This window comes from Microcoleus sp. M2_D5, from assembly GCF_036701935.1.
Classification (GTDB): Bacteria; Cyanobacteriota; Cyanobacteriia; order Cyanobacteriales; family Microcoleaceae; genus Microcoleus.
Genome location: NZ_JAUBRP010000005.1, coordinates 1 through 11,829 on the forward strand (window position 1 = coordinate 1; position 11,829 = coordinate 11,829).

Sequence of the window (11,829 nt, forward strand, 5' to 3'; positions counted from 1 at the left end):
AAGGACGGGCGGGACGCCCATCCCACAATAACAATTAAAATTGTAAGTTATTTAATTCGGGCTCCTTATTGACGACGAAAGCAGTGGGTAAAGGGACGGGATTGGGTTTGGCCCACGGCAGATTGTAGTTGAGAAACATGGGGGTGCGATCGATGTGAATTCCGCACTAGGTCAAGCGACTGAATTTGCGATCGTTCTGCCAGTCTGTTCCCTCAACTAGGCACGCTAACCTTATACATCAGATACCTGTGAAAAAGACCCTCACATCCAATTGAACAAAAACGTTCTGGCTTAAAGCCTGAGTCGCAATGAAATTATCTGGGTTATACAGTATTATTCCAGATTCGGATCTCTAAATGCGGGGTTATTGATAAAATTTTCATCGGTCAAACTTCGCAGGAAAGCCAACAAATCTCGCTGTTCCTTTACAGTCAAATTAAAGCCTGAAACAAAATTACTTTTGAGCGGGTTTTCACTTCCTACACCAGCAAATTCTCCTTTCTTAATAGTTCTGCCACCTGCTTGGTAGTGACCGATAACTTCTTCTAAATTTTTGATACTTCCGTCGTGCATATAAGGTGCTGTCAACGCAATATTACGCAGAGTTGGTGATTTAAATCTGCCCATGTCTGAGGGTTGGTTCGTAATCTCGTAAACCCCTGTATTGTTGGGGGGATAAGCACCTTTCCCGTCGATATTGTACAGGCCTGTATTGTGAAAAGCGATTTCTTTAAAGGCTAGCCTATCGTGCATAATAGAGTCGGAAAAATTGAGACCGCCGTGACAGTGAAAGCATTCCAAGCGTTCGCTGTTAAATAATTCTTCTCCCCGTTTGGCTGAGGCTGAAATTGCGCTGGATTCGCCTTTGTAGCGGTATCGGTCGTAGGCAGAATTGAGGGAAATTAAAGTGCGTTCAAAGGAGGCGATAGCTTTGGTTAAGTTATGAATACTAATATAATTGTCTCCGGTTCCAAAGGCCGCTGCAAACATTTTTGGGTATTGTAAATCTGACCGCAGCATTCCTAAAATCTCCTGTTCTTTACCTACCATTCCCATTTCGATAGGGTGTTCGCCAAACAGGGGAACTAATAGCTGAGATTCCAGTTTATTCTGTAGGGGATTTGCCCAAGTCAGCACTGAATTGTAGCCGATATTGGCTAAACTCATGGCATTGCGCGGGTGTTTTTCTCCGGTAGCGCCGAGTCCTAATGTTTTGCCGTCGGTGAATGCTTTGGCTTGAATGTGACAGGTAGCGCAGGAAAATTTTCCTGTAACTGACAGGCGTTTTTCGTAGAAAAGATGTCGCCCCAGTTCGACTTTTTCCTTGGTAATTGGGTTATCTGCTGGTACAATTGGTTTTGGCAATGCTGCGGGGATATTCCAATTGTAAGTTGGCGGTGCAGAAGTTGCGATCGCGCTTGTTTCGGGCGACCAAACTTCGCTAATGCTCGTTGCTAAGCAAAATGAGATAATGCAGATAATAGTAAAAGTTAACAGTCGATTTAATTTCATTCTTTTTATCGTAGGGCGGGCACTGCCCACCATTGCTGTTATAGTCCAGGACGCAGAAACCGAGTTTTTTGGAAAAACCCGGTTTGTGAAGGGATATATGCGTAATTCCTCTGTTATTTAACCTTAAAGAAATTCTGTTCGGCAGGGGGTTTGCCTCCAAAGGGCAAACCTAGATTTGTCATAATTCCAGCGCAGTCGCCGTCATTCGGTTCTGACATACAGCCGGGAGGAGTATTGGCTTGATTGACTTCCAAATTAGTTTGAGAAACTAGCGATTTGATGTCGGCAAAAACTGTGTTTTTTGCGGTATCGAAGTTACTAAAAACTATTTTTGCGGTGTTGGGATTAGCACAGCTACTCGGCTTCAGAGTGTTGCCTTCAGCTTTGCATCCGGTACTTCCTAAATGAATGGCAAAACCCTGCACTCCGCCGCCGCGACTGCCTTCTGTGTGAGCAATTTGGCTGCTTTGCCGGCCCGATTTTCCGGCTGGCATTCTGCTAGCCCTTGGATTTTTTAGGTCAATTCGCACAAATTTGTAGCCTCCCCGCCAGTTCCACCACAGGGATGTTAAATTGAGGGGAGAAGGTGCTAGACTTGCGTCTCCGTGATTGAGATTGAATGGCAAGCCGAGGGTGAATTGCAGCCCTTTGTAGCTGCCTTTTGGTATTGTGCCAAGAACTCGATCGCGAATTTCTACAGTGCCGTTTGCACAAGCGCCGGATTTATTTTCAAAGTCCAGCAAAGCAATGTTTTGATGCTGCCATTTGCCGTCTTGTTTGAGAGTTAGCGGTACGGCTTTGCCGCTGTTGTCAATTAAGGCAACATCGGATATATAAAAGCGGAAATCTGCAGGAGTAACGGTAGCACCCGCCGTGCCTAAGTTACTGTAGCTTTCCCCGCAGTTAAACGGCTTTTCCCCCACGGCAGCGCTAAATTTAATCTCCAATTCTTGAGTTTCTGCCGCTGTGGCTTGATGCCTATCGACAGTTGAATAGGTACACAAAATGGCGAGGGCTGCCGCAGTTGAAGCCTGTATTAGTTGTTTTTTCATTTGAGGTTAAGCTTTGGCTGAATGGATGCCCAATATACTGAGTTTGGTAATTTTGGCCTGATTTTTACACTTCTTCGCTTGAATTGTCAAATGACAGCTTGTCAAACTTGTAAATAACAGGATTTATGATTAATTTTTTCTAAAGAAACACTCCTCATCACCGTCAAGGATGTAAGCTATACAAACAATTACCTGTACGGTAAATAAATCTAAAATCTAAAATCTAAAATCTAAAATAGCATGAATCCTCTGCCCAATTACCGCCCCAAACAACTTTCCCTCGGCCCTTTAGAGGCAGAGATTTTGAACATAGTTTGGGAACTAGAAATTGCTACAGTGAAAGACGTGCACGATCGCATTTTGTCCGATCCCGATCGAGAATTGGCTTACGCTTCAGTAACAACAGTGCTGCGGCGCCTGACAGACAAAGGTTGGCTGGTTTGCGACAAAACAGAACGGACTTTCACTTGGCAACCTTTAGTTTCTTGCGAAGAAGCTCGATCGCTCTTTGCTTACGATCGATTGCAGAAATTTCTAGCAGTAGGCAATCCCGATATTGTAGCAGCATTTGCTGACAGCCTCGACCAAGCAACTGTCGAACAATTAGAAGAAATTGCCCTTCGCATTCAAGCTGTCCGCCAAGCTAGGGAAGAGCTAAAATAATGCACTTAATCCTAATTTTAACTGCACTGATTGCTGCTTGCTGCCTGAGATTGAGATGGTCTTTTCCTCACGGAAATTGGACTTGTCGCTGGCAGCGATCGCTCTTGTTATTCCTGTTTCCCCCCCTGTTATTGCTCGCCACAGCTTTAGCAATTTTATTCATGGGAATTCAAGGACAAATGGTAGGAATTCATATCGTAGGAATTGAAGAAGAGTGGTTGAGCTACTTGCTAGCTGTAACTTTCTTAATACTAGCAGCATTTTGGTGCATTAAGCTAGCCTCCAAGGGCATTTTATTTTTAAATCAAATTCGCAATTGCCCGCAGAAAGAAATAGCCGGAAAAACAGTGAGAGTTATGAACACGCCCGCTCTATTTTCGGCTTTAGTTGGTTTTTGGCAACCTGAATTTGCAGTCACTTCGGGTTTGTTGAAAACCCTCGCCCCAGCTCACTTGCAAGCAGTAATTGCCCACGAACAAGCGCACTACTATTACCGCGATACTTTCTGGTTTTTCTGGCTGGGATGGCTGCGGCAAATCACGGCTTGGCTGCCGAATACGCAAGCTTTGTGGGAAGAGTTATTGACGCTGCGGGAATTGCGGGCTGATGCTAAGGCTGCGGCGGGAGTTGATTCTTTGTTATTAGCAGAAGCTTTGCTGTTGGTAGCCAGCTATCCGCACCGATATTTTGATATAGCTTGCGTGGTTGGTGCTGCGGGAGATCCCAATAGATTGGGAGAGAGAATAGATGCGCTTTTGACAGGGGCAGAAACGCCGCTAAAATCGAATAAGTGGTTTTGGAGTTGGCTGATTTTAACGCTTTTGCCTTTACTAACTGTTCCGTTTCACAGTTAATACAAGTGGCGAGCGCGCAAACATGGTCTTAATCCCTGCCGAAGTTATAAAATAATACTAATTCTCAAAACTCATGCAACAGTATCTGTATGGTGCGTCGCCACCCTTAAATATTAAATAATATCCACAATCTTTGAGCGACGCACCTTACACGAGCGGGTGAGCGCAAACAAACCCACACTCATCATTGTTGCTTTCTGGAGGCGAGAATTGGTATAAGTATTGCAGCAAGCAAAGTTAACCAGCGAGGATCTCGAATGCCCTCCCCTTTTCCGGGAATGAATCCCTATTTAGAACAACCGGAATTTTGGTCAGAAGTTCGCAGCCGCGCGATCGTAGCGATCGCGATCGAACGCTCGAGTTAAGCTGTTCTCCATTTAAATTGTGTGTCAAAAATCAGTCAAATTATTGTGCGATGGGCTTCTAGCCCGTCCCGAATATACAATTTAAATCCTCCACAGCTTATCACCGTTATTGAAGTTATTTTTTTAAACATAAAAATACAGAAGAAGGACGAAATGCTGATGAAACTAAACGGCAGCAAGTGTTGAGAAGTCGCACAAACTTAGGAATGAGAATTAAATAACTTCCACTCTTGAAAGTGGGACGGGCGGGACGCCCATCCCACAATAACAATTAAAATTGTAAGTTATTTAATTCGCGATCCTTAGTCGAAATTGACCTGCTCAGAAGTGGCAAACCCATGCCGATTTTAGGAGTCACGCAAACCCGCCCCGCTCAAATTCAAAGCCAACAAATTCATAAACCCGCCCCGCCCATATCAACAGTAATCGACCGGACATCATATAATATTATGTCCGCAAAATGTGTTTGTAGTCAGGAATGCAAGTCCTCACTAAAAACACATTTTTCATAAAGGAATCTCGATCGCAAATTCCGTACCTTCTCCTACGGTGGAACGGCATATCAAGGCTCCGGCGTGTTTTTCCACCACAATTCGGTAACTGATGGCTAACCCCAAACCAGTGCCTTTTCCCATCGGTTTTGTCGTGAAAAATGGGTCAAACAATCGGCTCCGCACGTCTTCTGTCATGCCGATCGCATTATCGGCAATGCGGATGCAAATACTATTTTCGTTCAGGGCTTCTGTGCGAATGCTAATAGTTGGTTCCCAATCGTCGCCGCCGGCTGCTGAGCGCCTTTTTTGGTTGTAAGCATCTTCCAAGGCGTCAATACTGTTGCTAAGCAGGTTCATAAATACCTGATTTAGCTGACCTGCATAACATTCTATTAAGGGGAGTTTACCGTAATCTTTGATTACTTTTATTTCGGGATAGTCGCCTCTGGCGCGCAGTTTGTTGTGCAAAATTAGTAGCGTATTGTCTATGCCTTCGTGAAGGTTGATCGGCTTCTTTACTGAGTCGTCTAAACGCGAGAAGTTTCGCAAGCTCAGAACTATTTCGCGAATGCGATCTGCTCCCATTTTCATCGAAGATAATATTTTGAGCAAATCTTCTGTCAAAAATTCTAAATCGATATTATCAATACATTGTTGAATTTCTACCGCTGGCTGAGGATAGTGTTTTTTGTAAAGTTCCACAAGCTGCAACAAGTCTCTGATATATTGGCTGGCGTAGGAAATATTGCCGTAGATAAAACTGACAGGGTTATTAATTTCGTGAGCTACTCCAGCTACCATTTGACCGAGACTTGACATTTTTTCGGTATGAATTAGGTGAGCTTGAGTTTCTCGGAGTTCTTTGAGAGCGATTTCTAGCTGCTGGGCTCTGTTGTTGGCGATCGCCTCAGAGAGGCGCAAAGCATCCTCCGCCGCTTTGCGCTCTGTCATGTCAAAAATGGCGCCGTTGAGGGATAAAACTTTACCGTCTGCGTTGAAAAGGGCTTGACCTTTCTCTGCAACCCACCGCACATTTCCGTCGCAGTGAATTAGGCGATATTCGATGATGTAAGGTTGTTTTGTTCTAATAGCCCGATCGATAGTTTTATCGATATACTCAGCGTCATCGGGATGAGCTATACTCGGAAAAGCCTGCACCGGTTTTTGCATAAAGTTAGCTGCCGGATAGCCGGAAATAGCTTCGATGCCACTGCTGATAAAAGTTATGCTCGATCGCCCCGCAGCACTGCAACGGTAAACTGCACCGGGAATGCTAGAAACTAACGATCTAAATTCTTCTTCTCTTTCCCGCAAAGCGGCCTCAATCCGCTTGCGCTCGCTAATGTCGCGAGCAAACGCGCACTGATATTCTTTGCCGTTAAATTCCAAATGGTCGATCGTAATTTCTACCGGAAATATTCGACCGTACTTAGTGAGATGGTGAACTTCAATATTAACCGAACCGCACCTTTTTAAGACTTTCCAGTGCAAACTCCAAGCAGTTTGGGGAAAATCTGGATTGATGTCGTGCACTGTCATCGATAGCAATTCAGCGGTTGAATATCCCAATGAAGTGCAAGCGGCGTCGTTGACGTACAAAAATTTACCGTCTGGCCCGATCCAGAATATCGCATCTGCCGATCGGTCGATCGCAAATTGAGTTAGTTGCAACTTTTCCTCAACCCGCTGGCGATCCGCAATTTCTTTTTCTAACTGTCCTTCCAGCGAATTGAGAGCTAAAGTGCGATCGACAATAGTATCTGAAGGGTAAAGATCGATCGATTGTTTTGCCAATTCTCCTGTCTCGATATCATGTTGCGGCTGATTTTCTTCTACCTGTTTTAACGACTGTTGTTGAAATTTTTCTTTTTGATTTAAACCAGACTCGGCAAGTGCTTTCGGCATGAGGGCGAGGGCAGTTGCGGCTAAAAGCAAAGAAATCAAAGCACTTGCAGCTTTGAGAGTTACCGACAGCCAATAAATGCAATGCCAAAGCGTCCAAACTTCCGTCAATTTAGCCGCGCCCCAGGCAAAAAAAACAACGGCAAACAGCAGGAAAATCTTGCGGTGAGAACCTTGGCGGGTAAAATAAACTAACGATAGGGCGATCGAGCAATAAGCCAGTGCCGTCAGCGAGTCAAAAACAGCGTACAATCGCAACTCCGGCACCAGGTTGCAGGCGAGTCTAGAAGATACAGCAAGTGTGGAAAAAAAAATTGTTAATTGTTCTTGCATAAAGTTCAAGAAAAAAATTATCTGTACCAATGCAAATCGGATCAAATCTAATTATTTGATTTCGGCTAGTGAAATATTTACATAATTATATACTTTTTTCATTTTTTATGAAACAGCTATTTTTTCAGGAAATGTCAAAACTGTCGAGGTAGGGCCCTGGGAACGAAGCTTTTCCCAAGCATGAGCCATGCCGAGCGTCACGGATCGCAACGTAAGCATTGCTCCCTGTGACGGAATACAGAGGTTCGCCTAGCTATTGCTTCAGAAACATTTAAATTGTTAACGATCGCTATTAAATTTTTTTTGAGATTACTTAAGCAGCGAGCCAGGGGTTTTTAACCCCTGGCTCACAGATGGACTAACAGACTTTTAAGGCAGAGAAAGTCTCAATTTTTCCGCTGGAAATCCACAATTAAGCACCGCCCAGCGCCCAATGCACCAAAGTCCGAACACCAAAACCAGTAGCCCCAGGGCCATTGTAGCCATTTTCTTTGTCAGTCCAAACCGGGCCGGCAATATCTAAATGCGCCCATGCAGTATCCTTTACAAACTGCTTCAAAAATAGCGCCGCCGTAATCGAACCGCCGGGACGCGGGCCGGTGTTTTTCATGTCGGCGTGCAATGCTTTCAATCCCTCAAAATATTTTTCTTCCATCGGCATCCGCCAAAATTTTTCGCCGGCCAATTCTGATGCGGCGACTATTTCGGCGGCGACGCTATCTTGAGGACTCCACAAACCCGCGATATCGTCGCCTAAAGCAATTACGCAGGCCCCGGTTAGAGTTGCTAAATCGACTATTGCGTCAACTCCCAATTTATCAGCAAATACCAAAGCATCAGCGAGGGTTAAACGGCCTTCAGCATCGGTATTGTTGACTTCAATTGTTTTGCCGTTGGAAGCTGTAAGGATGTCTCCAGGGCGCATGGCGCGGCCGCCGATCATGTTTTCAGTGACGGCGCTGATAAAGTGAACTTCCACATCGGGTTTGATGTGTCCGATCGCCTTGGCCGCTCCCAAAGTAGCCGCAGCGCCGCCCATATCTATTTTCATCATTTCAATGCCGCTGCCCGCACCTTTGATGTTCAAACCCCCAGAATCAAAGGTCAATCCTTTGCCCACAATTGCTATTTTGCGACGCGGTGTGCCTTCGGGTTTGTAAGTTAAGTGGATGAATTTCGGCGGCAAATCAGACGCTAGCGCTACGCCGAGAAAGGCTCCCATTCCTAGTTTTTCACAGTCTTCCCGCTCCAATATTTCTAATTCTAAACCGCATTCGGCAGCTAGACTTTGAGCGGTTTCTGCCATAGTAATCGGGGTGACAAAATTGGCCGGCGCTGCGACTAATTCCCGTGCTAAAATGACTCCGGCAGTGATTTGGCGGGCGCGGGCGATCGCACTTTCGGTACCTGCAAAACCGAGCAAATGAATTTGTTCGAGTTGCGGGCTTTTGTCTTCCTGTTCCGATTTGAAACGGTTGTCTTGATTCAAAGAGAGTTCTACACCTTCGGCGATCGCGCTTGCTGTAGAATCCGGCGCACTTTTCCACACAGGAAAGCTAATTCCGAGGGTTTTGCATTTCTCCTTTTTGGCTAACTTGGCGCAAACGCCTGCAGCTTGCCGCACGGTGTCTAATTTTAAGTCCTCTGTTTTTCCCAAACCGACGATCGCAATTTTGCGGATGGGATTATTGCCGCCGACGCGGGTGATGGCGCTCGTGCCCGCTTTGCCCTTAAAATCTACTTCCAGTAGCAGCTCTTTCAAAGTGCCTGCCAGCTTTTCATCTAATTGTGCCAGATCGCCCGTGAGTTCCAAGCCGTCCTCAAATAGACCAATTGCCAGGGCGTCTCCCGTCCAAACAGAGCGGGGCGTATCGGTGACTAGAAATTCCATGTTTTGATTTACACTTTAGATTTTAGATTTTTGATTGTACTTTGTACTTGGTGGTTTGTGGTTTTTTTGCAGGTGCGGGCAAAGAGATCGATCGCACAAATTCTGGGCTCCGCATCGAAATAAATTCTGCTACTATATCAGCCAAGTCCGCCTGCGATCGGATCTCGCACCAATCTCAATAATCTGTTTTAGGGTCGGCTGTTCATACCCGCCCCACTCTTAACATTTATTTCTCGTGGAACAGGCATCCTGCCTGTGATGGCGTGGAACACCCATCCTGCCTGTGATGGCGTGGAACACCCATCCTGCCTGTGATGGCGTGGAACACCCATCCTGCCTGTGATGGCTTTTGACAAACGATCGGTTCTCTATTGTTATTCTCTTAAATTTTCCCATGCTAAAACGACGCCGGGCCAGATTTTCTGTTTTAATCAGCGTTTCAGTTTGCGTTATTGCGATCGGCTCTTTGGTTGCTGCGATGAAATGGATGGGTTTGGGCTCATCCCAGAAGGCCGAGCAGCCCCTGGAGGCAGCCAATTCCGAATCGCAAGTCAAGATGCTGGTGTCGCTGTCACCGAGCGAGCGATCGGCGAAATTAGTTGAACTCGCAGCCAGTCAGCCTGCAAGTACAAACCCGCAGCAGCAAATCTCCCCTCAAAGCCGCGCCCGCTACCTGCTTGCCAGCGATTTAATCCAGCAAGGAAATGCGGCTAAAGCATTAAAGTTATTAGACAAATTAGAGCAAGAATATCCGGTTTTAGCCTCTCACATTGCCCTAAAAAGGGCGCAAGCCTACCAATTAAGCGGCGACAAAGGCAAAACTCAAAAAGCTTGGGAGGAACTGCTCAAAAACTATCCGAGCGACCCGGTAGCAGCGGAAGCTTTATATGTTTTAGGCAAGTCAAAACCGGAATATTGGCAACAGGCAATTACTGAATTTCCCGCTCATCCCCGCAGCGTAGAAATTGCCCTCGCTAAGTTAAAAGAAAATCCCAATCAGCCGCAGTTGATGCTGCTCGTAGCAAAACACGGTCATTATGTCAAAGATTACGGGACAATTGTGGAACAACTGGTGCAGCGAAACAGCGCCGGTTTGAAACCGGAAGATTGGGAAGAAATTGCCTTTGGCTATTGGGAAAAACAAGATTACGGCAAAGGAGCTATTGCTTACGGGAAAGCTCCCCGCAACGCCAAAAATCTTTACCGCAAAGCTCGCGGTTTGTGGCTCGACGGAAAAATCCCCGAATCGAGAATTGCCTATCAAGAATTAGTGCGCGAGTTTCCCGATGCCGAAGATACTGGTTTGGGTTTAATTCGGCTGTCGCGGCTGAGCGAACCGAAAGAAGCGATCGTTTTGCTCGATCGAGTTATTAGCAAATTCCCCAATCATGCCCCCGAAGCTTTGTTAGATAAATCCCAACTTCTCGACAAAGCACGCAGCAGTCAATCCGCCTCAGATACCCGGAAGTTGCTCTTGACAAAATACAATAATTCTGATAAAGCAGGCGAATTGCGGTGGACGATCGCCCAGCAGTATGCCAAAGGCGGAGATTTAAAATCAGCTTGGCAGTGGGCGAGAGAATTAACCACCCACAATCCCGACAGCGAACAAGCTCCAGAAGCAGCATTTTGGGTTGGGAAATGGGCACAGCAACTCGGTCGGCAACAAGACGCCAAGACTGCATTTGAGTACACTATCTTACGTTATCCCGAATCATATTTTGCGTGGCGATCGGCTGTACTTCTCGGCTGGCCCGTCGGCGACTTTACCACAGTCCGAGATTTGTCTCCCAATGTAGTGCGGCCGCCTCAGCGCCCCGAACCAATGGCAGGTTCTCCTGCCTTGAAAGAACTCTATCAATTAGGTCAAGATAGAGATGCTTGGACGCTGTGGCAAATAGAATTTATCGATCGCGTAGAACCAAGTATTGCGGAACAGTTTACCGACGGCTTAATGCGAGTTGCAGTCGGAGATAATTTAGACGGTTTGTGGATGGTTGGGAGTTTGCGCCAGCGCGATAAACCAGATGATAGAACCCAATACCTCGAACTCAGACAGCAACCGATTTATTGGCAAGCACTTTATCCTTTTCCTTACTTAGAAACCATTGTCAAATGGTCGCAAGATCGCAAAATAAATCCAGTATTAGTAACAGCATTAATCCGGCAAGAATCGCGATTTATGCCCGCTATTAAATCATCAGTTGGCGCCACAGGTTTAATGCAAGTAATGCCAGAAACAGCAGCTTGGGTTGCTGGACAAATCAGCCTCAAAAAGTATTCATTGGAGAATGTGGACGACAACGTTAAACTCGGTACGTGGTATTTGGATCACACTCACGACGAGTACAAGAATAACTCGATGTTAGCTGTGGCGAGTTACAATGCCGGGCCGAATGCAGTAGCAGATTGGTTGAAGAGGTTTAATTTTAGTGACCCGGATGCTTTTGCAGAAAAGATTCCGTTTCCTGAAACGAAAGGATACGTAAAATCGGTGTTTGAGAATTACTGGAATTATCTGCGGATTTACAATCCAGAAGTTAATCAGTTAATGAGCGAGCATTATGCGGCTGCTCAGAAAAAAGCAAAGTGAATTATTCGCGGTGTGGGGGCGGGTTGATCTAAATTGCTGGTAATCGTTACATATTTTTAGTGGAACCCGCCCCTACAAAATATGATTCCGTAAGGGCGGGTTCCACCAACCATAATCGCCCCAAACAAACAATCTCAAAAACCCGCCCCCACCCAACAAACAACCATCAT

7 protein-coding genes and 2 pseudogenes are annotated in these 11,829 nt (G+C 45.9%); 5 read left to right on the forward strand and 4 right to left on the reverse strand.

What is annotated here, in order from left to right; translation table 11 throughout:
• Positions 1-65: 65 nt before the first annotated feature.
• A pseudogene (locus QUA50_RS29195) lies at positions 66-220 on the forward strand (ATP-binding protein); the annotation flags it as partial.
• A gap of 113 nt (positions 221-333) precedes the next feature.
• On the opposite strand, the gene QUA50_RS03210 reads toward QUA50_RS29195, so the two are convergent.
• Both QUA50_RS03210 and QUA50_RS03215 read right to left on the reverse strand, forming a co-directional pair.
• A complete protein-coding gene (locus QUA50_RS03210; RefSeq protein WP_333260251.1) occupies positions 334-1,512 on the reverse strand; it encodes an MbnH family di-heme enzyme in 1,179 nt (392 codons plus the stop codon).
• A gap of 113 nt (positions 1,513-1,625) precedes the next feature.
• Entirely contained in the window at positions 1,626-2,564 is a 939-nt protein-coding gene (locus tag QUA50_RS03215) for an MbnP family copper-binding protein (protein WP_333260248.1), read from the reverse strand.
• A gap of 240 nt (positions 2,565-2,804) precedes the next feature.
• Here QUA50_RS03215 and QUA50_RS03220 point away from each other — a divergent pair, with 240 nt between their 5' ends.
• The 3 genes and pseudogenes from QUA50_RS03220 to QUA50_RS03230 form a co-directional block, all read left to right on the forward strand.
• Entirely contained in the window at positions 2,805-3,227 is a 423-nt protein-coding gene (locus QUA50_RS03220) for a BlaI/MecI/CopY family transcriptional regulator (RefSeq protein WP_333260246.1), read from the forward strand.
• Positions 3,227-4,081 carry a M56 family metallopeptidase gene (locus QUA50_RS03225; protein WP_333260244.1) on the forward strand — a complete coding sequence of 285 codons (855 nt, stop codon included), beginning with the start codon at positions 3,227-3,229 and terminating at the stop codon, positions 4,079-4,081. The genes QUA50_RS03220 and QUA50_RS03225 overlap by 1 nt, the downstream gene beginning before the upstream one ends.
• Before the next feature lie 257 nt (positions 4,082-4,338).
• Positions 4,339-4,428, forward strand: a pseudogene (locus QUA50_RS03230) (DUF4058 family protein); the annotation flags it as partial.
• A gap of 524 nt (positions 4,429-4,952) precedes the next feature.
• Here the strand turns inward: QUA50_RS03230 and QUA50_RS03235 are convergent.
• Together QUA50_RS03235 and QUA50_RS03240 are read right to left on the reverse strand one after the other, a co-directional pair.
• On the reverse strand, positions 4,953-7,175 hold the full coding sequence (locus QUA50_RS03235; RefSeq protein WP_333260242.1) for a PAS domain S-box protein: 2,223 nt from the start codon (positions 7,173-7,175) through the stop codon (positions 4,953-4,955).
• A gap of 412 nt (positions 7,176-7,587) precedes the next feature.
• Positions 7,588-9,066, reverse strand: coding sequence for a leucyl aminopeptidase (locus QUA50_RS03240; RefSeq protein WP_333260239.1), 1,479 nt, complete (start codon positions 9,064-9,066; stop codon positions 7,588-7,590).
• 394 nt (positions 9,067-9,460) lie between these two features.
• Here QUA50_RS03240 and QUA50_RS03245 point away from each other — a divergent pair, with 394 nt between their 5' ends.
• Positions 9,461-11,659, forward strand: a complete 2,199-nt coding sequence (locus QUA50_RS03245; RefSeq protein ID WP_333260236.1) for a transglycosylase SLT domain-containing protein — start codon at positions 9,461-9,463, stop codon at positions 11,657-11,659.
• Positions 11,660-11,829: the final 170 nt, after the last annotated feature.